A 20356-nucleotide genomic window follows, 5' to 3' on the forward strand; every position below is an offset into this window, starting at 1 on the left:
CGGCACTGTACGAAGGTACAAGTGTCGCCCCCTGCACGGTTGCCTAAGCTTGCTTTCATCAGCATTCGCGCGAGCGATGCATTCACAGCGAAGGGGACGTCATGAAACGCACGCATCTGAGTTCGGCGATCGGTCTGGTGTTGGGTCTGGCGATGATGGGGCCGCTGCAGGCGCAGCAGGCGGGCGGGGACACGACAACAGCCGACAAGACCGACGTGGCGGCCAAGCCAGCCAATGCGAAGCAACTGGGCACGGTAGTGGTCACGGCGCGCAAGCGTCAGGAAACCCTGCAGGATGTGCCGATTGCCGTTACGGCGTTCACCGCGGAAAAGCTGTTCAACGACAACGTGCAGGATCTCGGCAATCTGCAGGGCAAGGTGCCTTCGTTGCAGATCTACGCGGCGCGCGGCTCAAACACCACCCTCACCGCATATATCCGCGGCGTGGGGCAGGCCGACCCGACCTGGGGTTTCGATCCGGGCGTGGGCATCTATATCGACGATGTCTACCTGGCTCGCCCGCAGGGCGCCATGCTTGATGTGTTCGACGTCGAGCGGATCGAAGTGCTGCGCGGTCCGCAAGGCACCCTGTATGGCAAGAACACCATCGGTGGCGCGATCAAATACATCTCCAAGTCGCTGCCGACCAAGACGGAAGGTCATGTCTCGGCAACCGTCGGCACGCACGGCGAGAAGGATTTCAAGGCCGGCATCGGTGGCGCCAGCGCCGACGGCGTGTGGCGCGGACGGGTTGCGGTGGCCAGCTTGCACAACGACGGTTTCGGCAAGAACATCGATACCGGCAGCCGAAACGGCAACAAGAACACCAATGCCGGGCGCCTGTCGCTGGGGTTCTTCCCGTCGAACGAATTCAATGTGCAACTCGAAGTCGACGGCGTGCGCGACAACTCCAATCCGCGTGGCGCCAAGATGCTGGTAGCCAACAAGTTCTATCCGACCTATCCGCCGCTGGAGAGCGATTTCGACACGCGCAGCGGCTTCGCGCAGCTCAACCACACCAAGCTCGAGGGCGCCGCGCTGACCATGAACTGGATCGCCAGCGCGGACTGGGCGCTGAAGTCGGTGACCGCATATCGCGATTCCTCGACCGACACCAACATCGATTTCGACACGTTGCCGCCCAAGCTGGTCGATGTCAATGCGATCTACAAGGATCACCAGTTCACGCAGGAGTTCCAGGCCAACTACGACGCAGGCGGTGCGCTCCACGGCGTGCTCGGACTGTTCTATTTCAACGGTTCCGCCGAAGGCGAGATTCACAACATCTTCCTCGGCTCGCCGCCGTACAGCACGCTGGGGCTGGCCCAGTACGGCAGCACCGGCGGGTCGATCGGCACCAAGAGCACGGCTGCCTACGGCAACTTCACCTGGGATCTCAGCCCGTCGTGGAGTCTCGACGTGGGCGCGCGTTTCAGTCGTGAAACGAAATCGGCGAAGATCCTGAACCTGGGCTACTCGGACGAGACATTCCAGACGCCGGTTCTGACCCTGGCCGATTTCAGCGGCTCGCATACCACCACCAATATCTCGCCCAAAGTTTCGCTGGACTGGAGCGTCAACGATCAGGTCAAGTTGTACGCGAGCTACAGCGAAGGCTTCCACTCGGGGGGCTTCAACATCCGCGCAAACTGCGCGGCGATCCCCAGCTCCTGTCGACCGATCAATGACGAAAAGGTGCAGTCCTTCGAGCTGGGCAGCAAGATGACCTTTTTCGACGACACCTTGATGATGAACACGGCGCTGTACCGCAACGTGTATTCCGACATCCAGCTCTCGGTGTTCTCGTCGTACACGTTGCCGAACGGCAGCCAGGGCTTCTTCGGTGACTTCACCAACGCCGGCAAGGGCCATATCGACGGCCTGGAGGAGGAGTTCGCCTGGAAACCTGCCGAAAACTGGACTTTCAGCGGACAGTTCGCCTATCTGCATACGAAGTACACCAAGTTCATGAGCGGCGGCGTGAACATTGCCGACCAGCAGAAGTTCACCAATGCACCGCGATGGTCCGGCGGTCTCAGCCTGGAAAACTCGCAGCCTTTGGGCAACGAAGGCAGTCTCACCACGCGGATCAACTACACCTACCAGACCATGGTGTATCCGGAAACCACGCTGTCACCGCTGATCGCCCAACCCTCCTACGGGCTGTGGAACGCCGGCGTGATCTGGAAGATCAACCAGCCGTGGACGCTGAGCCTGCAGGGCACCAACCTGGCCAACAAGTCGTACCGCACCACCGGTTACAACATCGCTGCGCTGGGCGTGATCACGGGCTTCTACGGTGCGCCGCGAATGGTCACGCTATCCGCACGCTACACGTTCTGAATTAGCTGCCTGCACCAGCCGGATCTTGCGCCGCTCCCTCACGGCGTACGATCCGGCCAGGGCATCGTCGATGCCGCCTCCGGAGATGTTCATGTCGATGAGACACGTGATGCGTCTGGCCGGCCTGGCGTTGCTGGTCAGTGCCAGCGCCTGCGCCGCCAAACCATCGGACAAGCTGCCTGCGCTGAAGCTCGACCCCTCACGGGTAGCCGTCACCGGCCTTTCCTCCGGTGCGTACATGGCGGGCCAGGCACAACTGGCCTATCCGGGGCTGTTCCCGAATGCGGCCCTGGTGGCCGGCGGCCCCTACGGATGTGCGGACGGCAAGCTGGCCGTGGCGCTGGGCAACTGCATGAAGGGCACGCCGGCACCGGACGTCGATGCGCTCGTGGCAAAGGTCACGAAGGCGTCGGCGGATGGGCGGCTCGGGGCGCTGCAGGACCTGGCGCACGCGCGTGTCTACCTGTTGCACGGCAAGGATGACGCGCTGGTTGCCCCTGCCGTAGCGGAAGCTGCGGTGCACTTCTATGAAAAGTTGCGCGACACCACGCCGGCGCTGCAGGGCATGCAGATCCACGACGACGGCGAGCGCGCGTTTGCGCACAACCTGCCGGTGGCTGCCCGTGGCGAGGATTGTGACAAGTCCGTGCCACCCTATCTCGGTCATTGCGGCTTTGACGCCGCCGGCGAAATTTTCCGGCAGATGTTTGGCCCCGGTGCCGACGCAGCGGTCCAGGCGCACGGCGAACTGCGCGCGTTCGACCAGCATGCGTATCGCCCCGACGGCCACGACGCGTTTCTAGCCGATACCGGCTATCTCTACGTGCCGCCGCAATGCGAAGCCGGGAAGTCCTGTGGCTTGCTGGTGGCCTTCCACGGCTGCAAGCAGAATGCCGAGGGAGTGGGTGAAGCCTTCGTTCGCGAAGCGGGCTTCAACCGATGGGCCGATGCCTACGACGTGGTGGTGCTATATCCTCAGACTCGCGCAAGTTTCGCGCCTTTGAATCCGCAGGCATGTTGGGACTGGTGGGGATATTCCGGAGCCGATTACGACACACGCCAGGGCGTGCAGTTGCGCTGGCTGGTGAACGCGGTGCGTACGCTAGGCCTGCCAATCGGGCATTGATGGCAGGGCGTCGCCATTCGCGCCTTTGTTTGGCTGCGGGAGCGCACCCTGTCCACACGGGACTTCCTTCGGTCGTGCGCGAGGCTTATTCCGCACCAATGGCGAAGAGCTTTCGTCCTCCTTCGGAGGGCGAGTCACTTTCTCTTGAGTGGCCAAGAGAAAGTGACTCGGTCGCCGCAGGCGATCGACCGCTCTGTTTTTCGAAAGAGAGGACGCATAATTCATCCCCAACACTCGGGTTGCCATGCTGAGCGCCAGCGTCATCGCGATCGCGGCATTGTGCTGGCTCGGCCTGCTGTTCGGCGTCGCGCTGCTGGGCGAGCGGCGACCCAACATATTCGAAAAGCGCTGGGCGATCGTGTACGCACTGTCGCTGGCCATCCATTGCACCTCGTGGACGTTCTACGGCACCGTTACCCAGGCCAGCCGCTCCGGCTGGTGGCTGCCGCCGACGTTTGTCGGCGCGATCCTTATGTATCTGTTCGGGCTGAAATTCCTGCGCCGGATGGTGCAACTGGTGCGCGAGTACAACGCGGGATCGCTGGCCGACCTGATCGCGGTGCGGCTGGGCCGACATTCCGGATTGGCCGCGCTGGTGACGGCGGTGGTGGTGATCGGCATCGTGCCGTATATCGCCTTGCAACTGAAGGCGGTGGCGATGAGCTACGGCATTCTCAGCCAGGGTCAGCTGGCCGAGTCGGAACCGTGGCAGGACAGCGCGCTGTATGTGGCCTTGCTGATGGCGTTGTTCGCGATGCTGTTCGGCACGCGACGCGCGTCGACCATGGCGCACAACCGCGGCCTGGTGTTGGCGATGGCGTTCGAGTCGCTGTTCAAGCTCGGTGCAATGCTGGCGCTCGGGAGCCTGTTGTTCACGGCCGTGCCGAGTGGATTGCCCATGAATCTGCCGGCGCCGCCGGACAGTGGCGGTTTTCCCGCGCTGATCCTGCTGGGCGCACTGGCGATGTTCACCATGCCGCACCAGTTCTACGCCGGCATCGTGGAGTGTCGCAACGACGGCAACCTGCATACTGCGCGCTGGTTGTTCCCGATGTACCTCTTGCTTATTTCGCTGCCGATCCTGCCGTTGGCCCGCCTCGGCGATGCGCTGCTGGGGCCGAGCGGCGTGTCTTCGGACATGTACGTACTGGCGTTGCCGCTGGCACAGGGTGAGCACGGTCTGGCACTGGTGGCTTTCCTGGGCGGACTGAGCGCCGCCACCAGCATGGTGGTGATCGCCACGCTGGCGTTGAGCCTGATGGTGGTGAACCACTTCATCGCGCCTCTGCGGGTGCGCGCGGGCTGGGGTCGCGACGAGCACGTCGATCTGCGCGGCGAACTGCTCAACCACCGGCGCATGGCCATCCTGGTGGTGATCATGCTGGCATGGGCCTACAGTCGTCTGCTGGCGCGCAACGAAGCACTTGCCGACATCGGTGCGATCTCGTTTTCGGCGCTGGCCGGGCTGCTGCCGGCGGTGTTGGCGGCCATGTACCGGCCGCAGCTGGGTCCGCGCGCGGTGATGGCGGGCCTCGCTTCGGGCACCGTGGTGTGGATCTACGCGGTGCTGCCGGCGCTGTTGCCGGCGTCGTTGCCCTGGCTGCACGAGGGTCCGCTCGGTTTGCAATGGCTGGCGCCGGATGACTTGCTCGGGCTGGGCGACTGGAACCGCCTTGGTCGCGCGGTGGTGGTGAGTCTGGCGGCAAACGTGGCCGTGATGCTGGCGCTGGCCGGTTCGCGTTTTGGACACGGAACCCGGGAAGTCAGCGTGGGCCATGTCGGCGTTTCCGAACTGCGCGCGCTGGCAGCCCGATTCCTGCCGCCCGAGCGGGTCGAGCATCTGTTCGATGGCGCGCCGGCAAGCGGCTCGTCCGGGACCCGGCGCGTCGCACAGGTGGAGCACGAACTGGCTGCGGTAATTGGCGCAGCGTCGGCACGCCTGCTGCTCGAAGTGGTGCATCGGCAGGGGCAGGACGATCTGGATACGGTGGTCGCCATCGTGGGCGAGGCCGCGCAGGATCTGCGCTTCAACCAGCGTGTGCTGGAGGCGGCGCTGGAAAACATGAGCCAGGGCATCTGTGTGGTGGATGCGGAGCTGCATCTGGTGGCGTGGAATACGCCGTATGCGCAGTTGTTCAGATACCCACCCGGGATGTTGCAGGTGGGGCGTCCGGTGGCGGACCTGACCCGTTACAACCTCGAAGCGGGCATGCTGGGTCCCGGTGCCGTGGAGGCCCAGGTGCAGCGGCGCCTGGAACACATGCGCGCCGGTACCCGCCACCTGTCCGAGCGGAGCTTTCCCGATGGCACGATCGTGGAGATCCGCGGCAACCCGATGCCTGGCGGCGGCTTCGTCGCGACGTTCACCGACGTCACTGCATTTCGCCAGGCCGAGACGGCGCTCAAGCGCGTCAACGAGACGCTGGAACTGCGCGTCGCCGAGCGTACCCGCGCACTGGCCCGGGTCTCGGCCGAGGCGCAGGCGGCAAACGACGCAAAGAGTCGATTCCTCACCGCCGTCACGCATGATCTGATGCAGCCCTTGCATGCGGCCCAGTTGTTCGCTCACTCGCTGGCCGAACCCGGCAACCACGAACAGACGGCCCAACATCTCAACGGGGCGCTCGCGGCAACCGAGGGCCTGCTCAGCGGGCTGCTCGATGTGGCGCGACTGGAAGGCGGTCGCCTGCATCCGCAGCTGCGCGCGTTTCCGCTGGCCGAGGTGATCGAACCCTTGAGCGCCGAGTTTCGCGCCATGGCGATTGATCGCGATATCCGACTGGACGTCGTGGGCACCCGGGCATGGGTGCATTCCGATCCGCAGTTGTTGCGACGCGTGCTGCAGAACTTCCTGTCCAACGCGCTGCGTTATGCCAGTCATGGCCGCGTCTTGCTGGGCGCGCGGCGGCGCGGTCAACAACTGCGACTGGAGGTGTGGGATACCGGCGCCGGCATCGCGCCGGAAGAGCAGCTGCTGATTTTCCAGGAGTTCCGACGCGGCAGTACCGCGGGCGGTCAGGGGCTTGGTCTGGGCTTGTCGATCGCCCAGCGCATGGCCGATCTGCTCGGACATCCGCTGGGGCTGCGCTCGTGGCCGGGGCAGGGCAGTGTGTTCCACCTCGATGTGCCGCTCACCGCCGCCACTCCTCGTCAGGCGCCCGTGGCGAGCGCACTGCAGCCACTGCCATCCGGGCGCGCCCTGGTGCTGGACAACGAACCGGCAGCGCTCGCTGCGTTGACCACCTTGCTCGCCGGATGGGGCTGGCAGGTGCACGCGGCGCGCAATGCGCAGCAGGCGCGGTGCGCCCCATGGCGGCCGGATATCAATATCCTGGATTTCCATCTTGACGACGGTCGGACCGGACTGGATGTCTGGCAGGAACTGGCCGAGCTGCACGTCGACGTTCCCACGGTGATGCTTACTGCCGATCGCGACGGCGACCTGCGCAGACAACTGCTCGAGGCGGGCGTGGGCGTGCTGTACAAGCCGCTGAAGCCGCTGGCACTCCGGCAAACGTTGCAGCGAATCGGTACACGGTTGACCCGCGAAACGAAGCAGGGGTAGCGGTGCGTGGAAGAGGTGTGGGATTTGGTCCGGATGCCGCCCTCCGGGCGAATTGGACGAATTCGAGTTGGGCAACGCCGATCAGGTAGCGGCGACGCAGCGCCCGCCATCATGTGGATCACCATGCAGGCATCCGATTCATCCAAGCTTGCCTTGGACAGTTGCCCCCATCCGCCCTGTCGGGCACCTTCCCCGCGTTGCGGGGGAAGGTATGCGGCAACAACAATCGCATGAAAGTCCCTTCCTCCGTTTACAGGGGAAGGTGCCCGACAGGGCGGATGGGGGCGCTTTCGACTGCCGACGGCAATCCGTCTGCGGTGCGCCGAAACGACTGTGCCGCCATGGCGGCGCTGATCACGTGTCGCGTTGCGCGAACCCGCGTATCGTGTGGCTTCACGAATCTGCATATCGACTCGTTCAGCGTTGCCCGGATCGGCAGCCGCAAAGCTGATCATTGCGTGATCCGTATCAGTGCCGCGCGGGCCGCTCCGCGTTATGGTTGGCAAGTTCGACGCCCCCGGCGGATACGCCACGCCGAAACGTCGTGAAGCAGGCCACTCCTGCAAGTTCCCCGACGAGCACGCTGGGGGCATCCGTTGCCCAATCCAAGGATCAGACCATGGACACTTCGATGTATCCCCAATCCACCGTCGAGCTGGCACGCAAGCGGCGCGAACTGGCGCCGGAACCGCTGAAAGCTTTCAAGGCGTTCAGTGCCGCCGTGTTTGCCGACGGCGCCCTGCCGAATGGCACCAAGCAGTTGATCGCCGTGGCCGTCGCCCATGTCACGCAGTGCCCGTATTGCATCAAGGGCCACACTGCCGAAGCGCTCAAGCAGGGTGCTACCGAGCAGCAGATCATGGAGGCGATCTGGGTGGCGGCCGAGATGCGCGCGGGCGGCGCCTACGCACACTCGGCGCTGGCGCTGGACACGATGCAGCACGCGCATGAGGCTGGCTGAGATGGTTGCGAAATTCGACAAGGTATCCGGCAGCATCCTGGACGCCATCGGCGATACGCCGTTGATCGAGCTGGAGGGCGTCTTCGCCAAGATCGAGTTCCTGAATCCGTCCGGCTCGATCAAGGCGCGGATCGCCAAGTACATGATCGAACGTGCCGAACAGGAAGGCCTGCTCAAGCCCGGCGACACCATCGTGGAGGCAACCAGCGGCAACACCGGCAATGCCTTGTCGATGGTGGCGGCGGTGAAGGGCTATCGCATGCTGGTGGTGATGCCCGAGGGTCTCTCCAGCGAACGCGTGGCGATCTCGCGTGCGTTCGGCGCCGAGGTGCTGTTCTGCGGCAATTTCCATGTCAACGAGGCCTTGGCCCGGGCCAAGGAAATGGGCCAGCAACCCGGTCACTTCTGTCCCAGCCAGTTCGAGTCGGAATGGAACGTGGAGGAGAACCGGGAGGTGCTCGGGCCCGAGATCCTGGCCCAGCTGCCGGACGGTCGTGTACCCGATGCGTTGGTGCTCGGGGTGGGTACCGGCGGCACCCTGATCGGGGTGGGGCAGGCGTTCCGCGCGGTCAACCCGAACGTGCGGCTGTTTGCGATGGAGCCGTCAGAATCGTGCACGATTCTTTGCGGCGAAATTGCGTCGCACACCATCGAGGGCATTTCCGACGGTTTCGTGCCGGGCATCTTCCAGCGTCATGCCAGCCTGGTGAACGACGTGCTGTCGGTGTCCAGCGAAGACGCGGTGGCCGAGATGAAGCGGCTGGCTCGTCAGCACGGGCTGTTCTGCGGTCCGAGCTCGGGCGCGCACATGCTGGCGGCCAAGCGCATCAGGGACAGCTTCCCGGAGCTGAAAACCGTGGTCACGGTGTTCTGCGACGAGGGCGAGAAATACTTGCACGAATACTTCATGCGACGCTCCAACACTGAGGTCGACGCGACACACTTCGCGTGAGCGGGCCTTGACGCGTCAGCCGACGCGTCCGGGTTCGCCCAGTTCCAGCGACTTCAGCACCATGCTGGCCTGGGTCCGGTTGCGAACCTGGAGTTTCTCGAAAATCGCCGTGACATGCGCCTTGACCGTACGTTCCTGGATCGACAAGCGGTCGGCAATCTGCTTGTTGAGCAAGCCTTCGGCGAGCAGCCCCAGCACGCGCGATTGCTGCTCGGTGAGACGGGCAAGGCGACTGGCCAGATCGGTATCGGTCGGGTCGACCGGCAGCGCAGCCACGGCCTCGGCGAGTTCGGCCGGAATTGAACTGCCGCAGTCGAGCACGCGGCGGATCGCCTCGCCGATCTCGGCGGGGCTTGCACTCTTGGGGATGAAGCCGGCGGCGCCGTGATCGAGCACGCGTCGCACCACTCGCGGTTCGTCATGGGCAGATACCACCAGCACCGCCACGCCCGGATGCTGACCGCGCAGCGCGGCCAGGCCCGACAGTCCCTGGCTGCCGGGCATGTGCAGGTCGAGCAGCACCAGGTCGGTTTCGGGCTCGGCACGCAGCGCGACGAGCACGGCTTCCAGATCAGCCGCCTCGCGAACCCTGCAGTCAGGCAGGCTGTGTTCGGCGGCCTGACGCAAAGCAGCGCGGAACAGCGGGTGGTCATCAGCGATCAGCAAGCTCGTCATGAGCTGCAAGTTAGCGGGCCGGGGCGCCGGCGTCGAGTCATTGCGGCCAACGGCTCGCTGCAAGCAGCCTTCTGGTCGAGAGTGGACTTTCGTACGATGGCAACGGGCCGTCCAGTTGTTATGGTGTCAGCATGAACGATATCGCCCGCTGGTTGACCTGGCTGTGCATGCCTGTGCTGCTTTCCGTCATGCTGTCCGCTTGTGCCGGTGGGCCGGCAGTCAGGGAGTCGACCATGCGTGAACTCGATATCGGCACGGTGCGGATAACCGAGCATCGGGGCCAGGACGATTTGCTCAGTGCAGGCCTGGGCCTGACCGGCCTGGCCGGCGCCCCCGTGCCATTTGTCAAACCGCTGGAGCCGACGGCGGCCGAACTGCGTCGACGTGCGATCCAGACCAGCTGGAAGGGCATTGCCGACCTTGGCCCACTGGGCGGCTACGGAACGGTTTACGGTGGCGTGCCGGATGTACCGGGGCGCGAGTACCAGATGTTCGCGCACCTCCCCGGTGCCCGCGCACCGCATCGTGTGCTGCTGCAGTTGCCGGACGGCTTCGATCACCAGAAGCGTTGCCTGGTGGTGACCGCCTCGTCCGGTTCGCGCGGGATTTATGGTGCCATCGCCCTGGCCGGCGCCTGGGGCCTGCCGCGCGGTTGCGCGGTGGCGTACACCGACAAGGGCACCGGTTCGGGCTACTACGACTATGCCGACAACAGCGGCGTGGCGCTGGATGGGCGCCGGGCAAAGCGTGGCGAGGCCGAGCTCGAGTTCCAGCCGCCACCGGCGCCGTCGACCGCCGGGATTGCCGTCAAGCAGATGCATTCGGGCGACAATCCGGAAGCAGATTGGGGCCGGGACGTGATCCAGGCCGCGCAGTTCGGTCTGGCCATGCTGGATCGGGCCTATCCGGATGAAGCACCGTTCACCGCGCGGAACACGAAGATCATCGCCACCGGGCTGTCGAACGGCGGTGGCGCCGTGCTGCAGGCGGCGGGGTTGGATGACGAAGGCTTCCTGGCCGGGGTGGTGGCGCTTGAGCCGAATGTGTACGTCGCTGATGGCGGGCGCCCGCTCTACGACTACGCCACCGAGGCGGCCATCTGGCTGCCCTGCGCGCTGACTGACGATCGTTTCGCCAGTGCGCCGTTTGCCCGTGGCGCCACTGGCCAGCCACCACCGGCGTGGCCACTGCGCTGCGCCAGCCTGCGTGCGCAGGGCAAATTGCGCGGCGGAACCGTGGCGGAGCAGGCCCGCGAGGCCTACCAACACCTGCATGCGCACGGCTGGACCGATCAGGCGATGGTCACGGCGGCCAGCACCACGGCGTTTGATCTGTGGCGCGTGATTACCGCCGGTTACGCATCGTCGTACCTGCGCCGTGGGGCGCTGGACATGCCATGCGGCTTCCACTACGCGGCATCGGGCGCCGGCGGGTTGCCGGGTGTCACCGATCCAGTGGCCAGGGCGGCATGGTGGGCCGATGCCTCGGGCATTCCACCGGGCAACGGCGTGGGCCTGTTCGGTGGCATCGGCGTCTCGCCCGATCCGACTTTGAGTGGCGAAGACTGCCTGCGTGCGCTGTGGACCGGCAAAGACCACGATGCGCAAATGCTGCACGCATCGGTCGACGCAACGGCGGCCAGCTTGCCGCGTGTCGACCTCCCTCTGTGGGTGGTGCACGGAGCCAGCGACGGTTTGTTGCCGACGGCGTTCACCTCCGAGCCGTATGTGGCCTGGCTGCGCGGGCAGGGCCGTCATCCGCTGTACTGGAGAGTGCCTTACGCGCAGCACTTCGACGCCTTCCTGCCGCTGCCCGGCTTCGGTGACCGGCACGTGCCGTTGTTGCCGTACGGCTACGTGGCACTGGATCGGTTGTGGGCGCATCTGTATGAAGGCGCCGCGTGGCCGCGGGAAGTGCCGACACCGGCGGCGCAGCCGCGGGGTGCGGGCGCATTGGAGCCGGGGACGTTGGGCCTTGGCGTGGAACAACGCTGAGCAAGTATCGAGCGCAAGCGTAGCCACGTAATGGTGTGGCTTGGCCACACCGGATACCGACTTGTTCAGCGCTGCTTTGGCACCGATGGCGTGTCGTCGACGCCCACCCTGCGGTATTCTTCACGATCCGCGTGCCGTGAAGATGGCACGCTGCAGCTTTCGAAGCCCAGAGATTCGCCATGACCATCAATGTCACCTTCACCACCAATCGCGGCCCGATCCACCTGCGCCTGCACGAAGACAAGGCGCCGGTCACGGTGGCCAATTTCGTCAACCTGGCCAAACGCGGCTATTACGACGGACTCTCGTTTCATCGTGTGATCGCCGATTTCATGATCCAGGGCGGTTGCCCCGAAGGCAGTGGCCGGGGTGGTCCGGGCTACAAGTTCGAGGACGAGTTCAATCCGTCGCTGCGTCACGACAAGCCCGGCGTGCTGTCGATGGCCAATGCCGGGCCGCGTACCAATGGCAGTCAGTTCTTCATCACGCACGGTCCCACGCCCTGGCTGGACGACAAGCACAGCGTGTTCGGCGAAGTGGTCGATGCCGCCGACATGGACGTGGTCAACACCATCCAGCAGGGTGACACGATCGAGAAGGTCAGCGTGGAGGGCGACGTCGATGCGCTGCTCGCGGCCCAGTCCGATCGGATCAAGGACTGGAACGCCGTGCTCGACCAGCGCGGCTGATCGCCCCGGCAGGAACCGGAGGCGGCCGCGGGCATGAGTCCCGCGGCCGTTTTCGTTTTCCGCCGAGGGCGCCCAGCTGCCGATGCCCGGTCGAGCCCCTGACCGGCAACGCTGGCACACAACCAGGCTCATGCCCGGCCCGCACGATGATCAGGTCGACTTGCGCCGGATCAGGTGATAGATCAGCAGCAGGATGATCGCGCCTATGACCGACATGATGAAGCCGGCGCTCTCGCCCTGTTGATACCAGCCGAACAGGTTCTGGCCCGCCCAGGTCGCCAGCAGCGAGCCGGCAATGCCCAGCAGACCGGTAATGATGAAGCCACCCGGGTCCTTGCCCGGCATCAACAGCTTCGCCACCACGCCCACGATCAATCCGATCACGAATACCCAAAGCCAATGCATATGCGGCGCTCCCGTGCAGGTGAGGTCGTGCCGTCCGCCAGTCGGACGACCCCATCATGCGCTCTTCCGGCAGCGCCCGCCGCATCGGGCCGTGGCGGGCGGCGCGCATCCGGGCCTGCGTGGTAAAATCAGCGCCTTTGCTTCCTCTGCCTCGGGAAAAGAGATGCCCCAGCTCGCCCAACGTGTCGGTCGTGCCAAGCCCAGCGCGATCATGGTGATCGCCGAAAAGGCTCGGCAACTCAAGGCTGCGGGTCGCGACATCATCAGCTTCTCGATCGGCGTGCCGAACTTCCTGCCGGGCTCGCACGTGTATGCCGCCGCACGCGAATCACTCTCGCACGACTCCGGCCAGTACGGCAGCAATCGTGGCGCAGACACGCTGCTGGACGCCTTCCTGGCGCACATCGAGGCGCTTGGTTTCAGCGGCTATACGCGGATGAATCTCTCCATCGGCATCGGCGCCAAGCAGGTGCTGTACAACCTGGCCGAGGCGCTGATGGATGAAGGCGACGAGATCTGCTTCGCCGCGCCGTACTGGACCACCTACCACGACATCGCGGACATCGTTGGTGCAAAAGTCCACGTGATGCCCTGCGGGCGGGAGCAGAACTACAAGCTCACCCCGGCGCAGCTCGATACAGCGTTGGCGCGCAAGCCCAAGGTGTTCCTGTTCAACAATCCGTCCAACCCCACCGGGATGGTCTATACCGCCGAGGAAATCGCCGCACTGGCCGAGGTGCTGGTGAAGCATCCGGACACCTGGGTGATCACCGACGACATCTACAACTCGATGGTGTTCGACGAAATCGGCTACCACAATTTCGTGTTCGCCCGGCCTGAGTTGCGCGAGCGGGTCATCTTCGTCGATTCCATCTCCAAGACCTATGGCATGCCCGGTTGGCGGGTGGGCCTGCTGGCAGGGCCGCAGTCGGTGGCCAAGGCGGTCACCACGCTCAACTCCAATCACATCACCAGCCTGCCCGAAGTGATCACGGCCGCCGCGGCAGCCGCGTTCTCCGGTCCACAGGACATACCGCGGGAAAAATGCATCGAGTTTGCCGGCAAGCGCGACATCGTATTCGCTGCCTTGAGCGCGATCCCCGGCGTGGTGTGTCCGCGGCCGCAGGGTGCGTTCTACGCGTTTCCCGACATTTCCACGGCCTTCGGCAAACGCCATGGCAACACCGCGATCAGCAACGACGTCGAGTTTTGTGCCGCGCTGCTCGAAGCCAAGGGCGTCGCCTGCGTACCCGGCTCCGCTTTTGGCGAACCACACGCCATGCGCATTTCCTACACCTGTCCCACCGCGCAGTTGCAGCCGGGCCTGGACCGCATCGCGGAGTTTTTTGCCGAGTTGAGCTGATCACGACACTGCAGGAGCGCACCGGAGTGCGCGATCAAAGGCTCGCGCACTTCGGTGCGCTCCCACATCAAACCGAATACCCAAGAAGGAGTCACAGTCCATGAAAGCCCCCGTTCGAGTTGCCGTCACCGGTGCCGCTGGCCAGATCGGCTATGCCTTGCTGTTCCGCATCGCCGCCGGCGACATGCTGGGCCCGGATCAGCCGGTGATCCTGCACCTGCTGGAAATCACCCCGGCGCTGCCAGCCCTCGAAGGCGTGGTGATGGAACTCAATGATTGCGCCTTCCCGACCCTGGCCGGCGTGGTGGCCACGGACGACGCCAACGTGGCTTTCAAGGATGTGGACTACGCTCTGCTGGTCGGTGCGCGCCCGCGCGGCCCCGGCATGGAGCGCAAGGACCTGCTGGAGGCCAACGGCGCGATCTTCGCTCCGCAGGGCAAGGCGCTGAACGCGCACGCCAAGCGTGACGTGAAGGTGCTGGTGGTCGGCAATCCGGCCAACACCAATGCCCTGATCGCCCAGCAGAACGCGCCGGATCTGGATCCGAAGTGCTTCACCGCCATGGTGCGCCTGGACCACAACCGCGCCCTGTCCCAGCTGGCCGAGAAGACCGGCAGCCACACTACCGATATCCGCAAGATGACGATCTGGGGCAATCACAGCTCGACCCAGTATCCGGACATCCATCACGCCACGGTCAACGGCAAGGCCGCGATGTCGCTGATCGATCAGGCCTGGTACGAGAACGACTTCATTCCCACCGTGCAGCAGCGTGGCGCAGCGATCATCAAGGCGCGCGGTGCCTCGTCCGCCGCATCGGCCGCGTCCGCCGCCATCGACCATATGCGCTTCTGGGCACAGGGCACCGCCGAGGGCGACTGGGTTTCGATGGGCATTCCGTCCGACGGCTCCTACGACATCGCGCCGGGCGTCATCTACGGCTATCCGGTTACCGTGAAGAACGGCAAGTACGAGATTGTGCAAGGCCTGGCGATCAACGAGTTTTCGCGTGCCCGCATGGATGCCAGCAGCAAGGAGCTTCGCGAGGAGCGTGCTGGCGTGGAGCATCTGTTCACCAAGTGAAGTCGAATGGACATCACCCTGTGCTGATCAGGGTGACTTGAACCGGTGGGACTTGAAGAGACGGGTCGATCTGTATCGGCCCGTCTTTTTTTTCGTCGACGACTTGTCACCAGGGCCGGCGACCAAGAAGCGTGAGGGAAGGCCTGCCGCTCACCGTGAATAGTGGCCGCTCAGCGGCACTTTCGTGGGGATGCATGCGTTTCATGGGTTGGGATCGGGTGCTCAGGGGCTGGCACGTAGTTTGCTTGAGTATCCCCGGCAAGCCCGCTTGCCGCTCCCATGAGCCACTGGAAACCCATGATGAAGTTGAAGTTCTCGTCCAGAGGAATGACCCTGATTGAAGTCGTGATCGCCGTGGCGATCGTGGCGATCCTGTCGGCCATCGCGATTCCAGCGTACGGCGGTTACGCCACCCGCAGTCGCGTCAGCGAGTGCATCAATCTGATCGCGCCAGCCAAGCTTGCCGTGTCGATGCGGTCGACCACGTTCAGTTTCAGTCCGACTGACTATTGTGCCTCGATCGTTGTCCATCCCGACGGCGTGATCGTGGCGACCACGACTGACACCGGCGCCGACGTCGACCCCGTGATCCAGTTCACGCCGACCTTTGCCGGAAGTGTCAGCTGGCATTGCGGCGTGGTGTCGGGCAACTACGCGGATGTTCCGCCGATCTGCCGCAACAAGCCCACGGCGGCGACCGGCGGAAATCTTGCCTCCCCGGCGGGCGGTGCCGGCGTGCCTTCAGGTGGTGCGGGTAGTGCCGGGGGAGGCCAGGGCGGGGCCGCGGGCGGTGGTTCGAGCGGCAACACCGGTGGATCGGGTGCGGCAACGGGGGGTGGTGCCAATGGTGGCGGCTCGGCCGGCAATCCTCCCCCTGCAACTGGTGGCAATGCAGGTGGCTCGACGGGTGGTACGCCGCCTGCCGGTAGCCCGGGTGGGTCCTCCGGCAATGGTTCGGGCGGTGCGGGCAATGGCTCGGGCGGCTCAACCGGTGGCGGCTCATCCAACGGTGGCGGTGGCTCCGGCGGTTCCGGCGGCGGTTCGTCGGGTGGCGGTGGTGGCGGCCACGGTACCCCGCCCGTGCCGAAGCCGGACCCGAAGTGCAAGCCGAAAAAAGGCAAGCACGGAGGTGGGCATGGCCATCACAACAATCCCGGTTCCTGCAAGAAGAACAAGCACTGATTGCCGGCGAATGGTCGGTGACTGGCGAGCCTGCTCCAGGCTCCCCGTCACCGGTCAATCGACGTGCGAATCGCCGTGCACGTTGTCACGTGCACGCTCCAGCGCAGCATCAATAGCCTGGAGCAGTTGTGCCCCGCCGAAGGGCTTGCGCAGGAAGATCCCGCGTTCCGGAATATCGCCACGCTGTACTTCATTGTCGGCGGTGATCACGACCACTGCGATCATCGGGTGTCGCTCGATGGCGAATTCGCACAGCTCGATGCCGGTGGTGCTGCCGGCGAGGATGACATCGGCGACAAGCACGTCGATCCGTGCCTGCTGCAGATCGCTTCGTGCGCTGTTTACGCCCAGTGCGCGGATGGTGCGAAAACCTTCAGCCTGCGACAGCAGCAGGTCGATCGACTCCAGCACCAGCGCGTCGTCATCGACAATGAGCGCAGTCTTCATGTCGTGCATCCATATGGAGCTCCCCCGGGTCCCCTGACACTCGCGAGCATAGCGCCGGCGGACGCAAAAAGCTTGCGTGCAGGATCGGGATTGGCCGACCTCCTGCTCAGTCGTCAGAGCCAGGCGCTGCTGGCGTCCGGATCGAGTCGTCGCGCTGGCGCTGCAACAACCAGGCCAGCACCGGGGGCGTCACCATGGCAGTGAGCAGGGACATGGCCACGATGATGGCGTAGATCTGCTCGCTGAATACACCGGCAGCGAGCCCGAGGCTGGCGATCACCACGCCCACCTCGCCGCGCGGCACCATGCCGAAACCGATGATGGTGGCGCTGCGCCGACCCAGCGACAAGGCCCCGAAAAAGCCACCGACCAGCTTGGAGGCGATCGCGATGACGGTCACCACCGCCAGCATCCACAGGGCGTGGGCGCTGGCCAGTTCGGCCAGGTTGATCTTGGCGCCGGTCACCACGAAGAAGAACGGGGTGATGAAGGCCAGCAGCGGCAATGTCTGGTGTTCGAGTTCGCTGCGTTGGCGCGTCTCCGAGGCGATCATGCCAGCCAGGAAGGCGCCGATGATCGCGGCGAGGCCGAAACGGGTGGACAGCCAGGCCAGTCCCAGACAGAGCGCCAGTACCAGCGTCAACGCCGAGTGCGAGCTGATCGGTGCTTCGAGCCAGCCGGACTGGCGCCGCATCACCTTGGTGCCGCCCCAGCCGATCAGTGCCACGAAACCCACTGCGCCGCCGAGGGTCAGCAGCAGCGACTGCAGGTTGAGCGAGCCGCCGCCCTGCAATGAGGAAACGATGCCGAGCAGCAGCATGGCGAGGATGTCGTCGATCACCGCGGCACCCAGGATCACCCGGCTCTCCGTGTGCTGCAGCACGCCCAGCTCCTGCAGTACGCGCGCGGTGATGCCCGCCGAGGTGGCCACGAAGGCCGCAGCCACGAACAGCGACTTGATCCATTCAAAGCCCTCCCCATGCGCCCACAGGGCGCCGGCGACGAACGGCACGATCACACCCAGCACGCCGACGAGGAAGGCATTCTTGCCTACCTTTTTCAGGTCTTCCAACCGCGTTTCCAGGCCCACGGCGAACAGCAACAGCACCACGCCGATCTCGGCCAGCACATCCACCGGCGTACCGGGCAGGATCTGCTCGGGTGCCAGCCAGCCAAGCATCGACGGACCCACCACGCAGCCCGCGGCGATCTCGCCGACTACCGCAGGCAGCTTGATCCGTTGCGCAATTTCCGCACCGATTTGGGCGGCAATGAAAATGATGAACAGGGTGAGCAGGATGTCGCTGGCATGATGCATCGGTGTGATGGATTCCGTGTGGCTCAGGTGGTGACGTCGGGGCGGTCAAGTGCCGCCGAACAGATGCGCGTTCATCCACATGTGGACGGCAATGCTGGCGATGTAACCCAGTGCGATCGCCCAGCTCCAGCGCAGGTGTCCCATGAAGGTGTATTGCCCGCGCGAGGCGCCCATCAGCGCCACGCCGGCAGCCGAACCGACCGAGAGCAGGCTGCCGCCGACACCGGCAGTGAGCGTGATCAGCAGCCACTGGCCATGATCCATCGGCGGGTTCATCTTCAGCACGGCGAACATGATCGGAATGTTGTCCACGATCGCCGAGAGCACACCCATGATCGAGTTTGCCGCGGTGTAGCCCAGGTTGCCGTACATGTGCGTCGAGGCCAGTTCCAGATAACCCAGCGCGGCCAGGCCGCCGACGCAGGCGAAAACGCCGTAGAAAAACAGCAAGGTGTCCCACTCCGCATTGGCGATGATGCGGAAGATCGAATAGGTCTGCGGCTCCATGCCCTGGGCCAGCGCGTAGCGGCGTTGGCGATAGTCGATCCGGGTGGCCAGCAGGTTGAGCAGGGCCAGGCCGGTCAACATGCCATAGGCGGCCGGCATGCCGAGCCATTGGCGACCCACCACGGTGATCGCCACGGTCAGCGCGAAGGTGAGGCAGATGCTGATGCCGCCCGGCTTGATCGGGGTACTGGTTTCGGAGGGTTCCGGACGGCCGCTGGGCACGGCAAAGAACATCAGCACCGCGGGCACCAGCCAGTTCACCAGCGACGGGACGAAAATGTGGAAGAATTCGAAGAATTCGGCCTTGTTCGCCTGCCACACCATCAGCGTGGTGATGTCGCCGAAGGCACTCCAGGCGCCGCCCGCATTGGCCGCCACCACCAGGTTGATCAGGGCGAGCGTGGTGAAGCGCGCGTTGCCGGCGCCCACGGCGAGAATCACCGCGGACATCACCAGCGCCGTGGTCAGGTTATCCAGCATCGGCGACAGGAAGAACGCCAGCATGCCGGTGATCCAGAACAGCGTCCGATAGCTCAAGCGTCGCTTTGTCAGCTGGTTGCGCAACGCGTCGAATACGCCGCGCTCGCCCACGGCGGTGACATAAGTCATCGCCACGACCAGAAAGAAGAAGATCTCCGCGTACTCCAGGAACATCGCCTCGAACGCATGCCGCGCTTCCTGGGCGCCGCTGGCACCACCGGTCTGCCAGGCGATCAGGCCCCAGATCAGCGCTGCGGCCAGCACGACCGGCTTGGATTTGGCAACGTGGATGCGTTCTTCCAGGATCACCGCGACGTAGGCCAGTACGAACAGCACCAGCGCGAGCCAGCCGATCGGGTGCATGGTCAGGTGGAAGTTGACGTTCGCGCCGGCTTCGGAAGCGTGCGCCGGGACACTGGCAAACAGGGCGGCCAGGGCAAACAGCCTTCGCATGGATTCTCCTGGAGATGGGACTGATCACGTCGAATGACGCGCGCTCTAGAGTAACAGCCTGAGGTGCCACGCAGAATGGCGGCACGGCTCAATGCGGGTCGTTCACGCACATCTGGCCAAGCGAATATGGGCGAACCCGTGATAGCCAATCGTCAGGATGTGCTGTAATCGAAAGGGGAGTGGCGTAACCGGGTGAGATACCTGTTGTGACAGCTTGTAATTCACTTCGGGTTTTTGCACAGTTACACTCGTGTCACCTGCCGCCCATGCAATGCCAGGCGCTGCAGCAAATAACCGACCTCACGCGCCGGGACGCTTTCGTTCTGGCGCGTGTTTTTGTGCGGCAGGAGCCGCTTGGATCAGGAAAAGTCATGAGCAAGTCAGCCATTACCGTTTCGCGCATCGATCTGCAACGCATCGAAGCCTTGCTGGAGCGCCTGCCGGCGGCCGAAGCGGCCAAGCTGCAGCCGCTGTCCGCCGAGCTCGATCGTGCCGACGTGGTAGAGCCGTCGGCCATGCCGGCGAATATCGTGACGATGAATTCCACCGTGACCTTCGAGGATGAAGACAACGGCGAGAAAATGACGCTGACCCTGGTCTATCCCAATGCTGCCGGCAAATCCGGCACGGTCTCGATCCTGGCGCCGGTAGGCAGCGCGCTGCTGGGCCTGGCGCAGGGTCAGATGATCAACTGGCCGATGCCCGACGGGCGCAAGCGTCGCCTGAAGGTGCTGGAAATCGCCTACCAGCCGGAAGCAGCCGGCCATCTGCATCGCTGAGCTGCATGTCGAAGACGGTGCGACGGTCCAGTCG

Annotated in this window: 16 protein-coding genes; 11 read left to right on the plus strand and 5 right to left on the minus strand. The window is 64.6% G+C overall.

Annotated elements, in window-relative coordinates:
• Nucleotides 1-101: 101 nt before the first annotated feature.
• The 5 genes from AC0L58_RS07485 (at nucleotide 102) to AC0L58_RS07505 (ending at nucleotide 8946) form a co-directional block, all read left to right on the plus strand.
• Complete coding sequence (locus tag AC0L58_RS07485) at nucleotides 102-2342, plus strand: TonB-dependent receptor (protein ID WP_473688188.1); 2241 nt, start codon at nucleotides 102-104, stop codon at nucleotides 2340-2342.
• Between the two features lie 91 nt (nucleotides 2343-2433).
• Nucleotides 2434-3468 (plus strand): extracellular catalytic domain type 2 short-chain-length polyhydroxyalkanoate depolymerase, encoded by a 1035-nt coding sequence (locus AC0L58_RS07490; protein ID WP_473688190.1) that lies wholly within the window; start codon nucleotides 2434-2436, stop codon nucleotides 3466-3468.
• Between the two features lie 244 nt (nucleotides 3469-3712).
• Entirely contained in the window at nucleotides 3713-7033 is a 3321-nt protein-coding gene (locus tag AC0L58_RS07495; RefSeq protein WP_473688192.1) for a PAS-domain containing protein, read from the plus strand.
• Nucleotides 7034-7652: 619 nt separating this feature from the next.
• Nucleotides 7653-7994, plus strand: coding sequence for a carboxymuconolactone decarboxylase family protein (locus AC0L58_RS07500; RefSeq protein WP_473688194.1), 342 nt, complete (start codon nucleotides 7653-7655; stop codon nucleotides 7992-7994).
• Between the two features lies 1 nt (nucleotide 7995).
• Nucleotides 7996-8946 (plus strand): PLP-dependent cysteine synthase family protein, encoded by a 951-nt coding sequence (locus AC0L58_RS07505; RefSeq protein ID WP_473688196.1) that lies wholly within the window; start codon nucleotides 7996-7998, stop codon nucleotides 8944-8946.
• A gap of 15 nt (nucleotides 8947-8961) precedes the next feature.
• Here the strand turns inward: AC0L58_RS07505 and AC0L58_RS07510 are convergent, their stop codons facing one another.
• Nucleotides 8962-9621: a response regulator transcription factor gene (locus AC0L58_RS07510; protein WP_473688198.1), complete on the minus strand. Its 660-nt coding sequence runs from the start codon at nucleotides 9619-9621 to the stop codon at nucleotides 8962-8964.
• 131 nt (nucleotides 9622-9752) lie between these two features.
• On the opposite strand from AC0L58_RS07510, the gene AC0L58_RS07515 reads away from it, so the two are divergent.
• A complete protein-coding gene (locus AC0L58_RS07515; protein ID WP_473688200.1) occupies nucleotides 9753-11615 on the plus strand; it encodes a 3-hydroxybutyrate oligomer hydrolase family protein in 1863 nt (620 codons plus the stop codon).
• Nucleotides 11616-11794: 179 nt separating this feature from the next.
• Entirely contained in the window at nucleotides 11795-12304 is a 510-nt protein-coding gene (locus tag AC0L58_RS07520; RefSeq protein ID WP_473688202.1) for a peptidylprolyl isomerase, read from the plus strand.
• Between the two features lie 150 nt (nucleotides 12305-12454).
• Here the strand turns inward: AC0L58_RS07520 and AC0L58_RS07525 are convergent, their stop codons facing one another.
• Nucleotides 12455-12709 (minus strand): GlsB/YeaQ/YmgE family stress response membrane protein, encoded by a 255-nt coding sequence (locus AC0L58_RS07525; protein WP_473688204.1) that lies wholly within the window; start codon nucleotides 12707-12709, stop codon nucleotides 12455-12457.
• 163 nt (nucleotides 12710-12872) lie between these two features.
• Between AC0L58_RS07525 and AC0L58_RS07530 the strand changes: the two genes are divergently transcribed.
• From AC0L58_RS07530 to AC0L58_RS07540, 3 genes are all read left to right on the plus strand, one after another.
• On the plus strand, nucleotides 12873-14072 hold the full coding sequence (locus AC0L58_RS07530) for an aminotransferase class I/II-fold pyridoxal phosphate-dependent enzyme (protein ID WP_473688206.1): 1200 nt from the start codon (nucleotides 12873-12875) through the stop codon (nucleotides 14070-14072).
• A 100-nt stretch (nucleotides 14073-14172) separates the two neighbouring features.
• Nucleotides 14173-15156, plus strand: coding sequence for a malate dehydrogenase (locus AC0L58_RS07535; protein WP_473688208.1), 984 nt, complete (start codon nucleotides 14173-14175; stop codon nucleotides 15154-15156).
• A gap of 297 nt (nucleotides 15157-15453) precedes the next feature.
• Complete coding sequence (locus AC0L58_RS07540) at nucleotides 15454-16338, plus strand: pilin (RefSeq protein ID WP_473688210.1); 885 nt, start codon at nucleotides 15454-15456, stop codon at nucleotides 16336-16338.
• A gap of 54 nt (nucleotides 16339-16392) precedes the next feature.
• Here the strand turns inward: AC0L58_RS07540 and AC0L58_RS07545 are convergent, their stop codons facing one another.
• The 3 genes from AC0L58_RS07545 to nhaD form a co-directional block, all read right to left on the minus strand.
• Nucleotides 16393-16785: a response regulator gene (locus tag AC0L58_RS07545; protein WP_473688212.1), complete on the minus strand. Its 393-nt coding sequence runs from the start codon at nucleotides 16783-16785 to the stop codon at nucleotides 16393-16395.
• 106 nt (nucleotides 16786-16891) lie between these two features.
• Complete coding sequence (locus AC0L58_RS07550) at nucleotides 16892-18103, minus strand: cation:proton antiporter (RefSeq protein WP_473688214.1); 1212 nt, start codon at nucleotides 18101-18103, stop codon at nucleotides 16892-16894.
• Between the two features lie 45 nt (nucleotides 18104-18148).
• Entirely contained in the window at nucleotides 18149-19543 is a 1395-nt protein-coding gene (gene nhaD / locus AC0L58_RS07555) for a sodium:proton antiporter NhaD (protein ID WP_473688216.1), read from the minus strand.
• A gap of 371 nt (nucleotides 19544-19914) precedes the next feature.
• Here nhaD and rnk point away from each other — a divergent pair, with 371 nt between their 5' ends.
• Nucleotides 19915-20322 (plus strand): nucleoside diphosphate kinase regulator, encoded by a 408-nt coding sequence (rnk, locus tag AC0L58_RS07560; protein ID WP_473688218.1) that lies wholly within the window; start codon nucleotides 19915-19917, stop codon nucleotides 20320-20322.
• Nucleotides 20323-20356: the final 34 nt, after the last annotated feature.

It is taken from the genome of Rhodanobacter sp. G2-10 (genome assembly GCF_055809185.1).

What these genes read in the sequence shown, in the direction of transcription:
- nhaD (WP_473688216.1), bottom strand. Translation starts at nt 19,543, where the DNA reads ATGCGAAGGCTGTTTGCCCTGGCCGCCCTGTTTGCCAGTGTCCCGGCG.
- AC0L58_RS07550 (WP_473688214.1), bottom strand. Translation starts at nt 18,103, where the DNA reads ATGCATCATGCCAGCGACATCCTGCTCACCCTGTTCATCATTTTCATT.
- AC0L58_RS07510 (WP_473688198.1), bottom strand. Translation starts at nt 9,621, where the DNA reads ATGACGAGCTTGCTGATCGCTGATGACCACCCGCTGTTCCGCGCTGCT.
- AC0L58_RS07520 (WP_473688202.1), top strand. Translation starts at nt 11,795, where the DNA reads ATGACCATCAATGTCACCTTCACCACCAATCGCGGCCCGATCCACCTG.
- AC0L58_RS07535 (WP_473688208.1), top strand. Translation starts at nt 14,173, where the DNA reads ATGAAAGCCCCCGTTCGAGTTGCCGTCACCGGTGCCGCTGGCCAGATC.
- AC0L58_RS07505 (WP_473688196.1), top strand. Translation starts at nt 7,996, where the DNA reads ATGGTTGCGAAATTCGACAAGGTATCCGGCAGCATCCTGGACGCCATC.
- AC0L58_RS07530 (WP_473688206.1), top strand. Translation starts at nt 12,873, where the DNA reads ATGCCCCAGCTCGCCCAACGTGTCGGTCGTGCCAAGCCCAGCGCGATC.
- AC0L58_RS07515 (WP_473688200.1), top strand. Translation starts at nt 9,753, where the DNA reads ATGAACGATATCGCCCGCTGGTTGACCTGGCTGTGCATGCCTGTGCTG.
- AC0L58_RS07540 (WP_473688210.1), top strand. Translation starts at nt 15,454, where the DNA reads ATGATGAAGTTGAAGTTCTCGTCCAGAGGAATGACCCTGATTGAAGTC.
- AC0L58_RS07490 (WP_473688190.1), top strand. Translation starts at nt 2,434, where the DNA reads ATGTCGATGAGACACGTGATGCGTCTGGCCGGCCTGGCGTTGCTGGTC.
- rnk (WP_473688218.1), top strand. Translation starts at nt 19,915, where the DNA reads ATGAGCAAGTCAGCCATTACCGTTTCGCGCATCGATCTGCAACGCATC.
- AC0L58_RS07500 (WP_473688194.1), top strand. Translation starts at nt 7,653, where the DNA reads ATGGACACTTCGATGTATCCCCAATCCACCGTCGAGCTGGCACGCAAG.
- AC0L58_RS07485 (WP_473688188.1), top strand. Translation starts at nt 102, where the DNA reads ATGAAACGCACGCATCTGAGTTCGGCGATCGGTCTGGTGTTGGGTCTG.
- AC0L58_RS07545 (WP_473688212.1), bottom strand. Translation starts at nt 16,785, where the DNA reads ATGAAGACTGCGCTCATTGTCGATGACGACGCGCTGGTGCTGGAGTCG.
- AC0L58_RS07495 (WP_473688192.1), top strand. Translation starts at nt 3,713, where the DNA reads ATGCTGAGCGCCAGCGTCATCGCGATCGCGGCATTGTGCTGGCTCGGC.
- AC0L58_RS07525 (WP_473688204.1), bottom strand. Translation starts at nt 12,709, where the DNA reads ATGCATTGGCTTTGGGTATTCGTGATCGGATTGATCGTGGGCGTGGTG.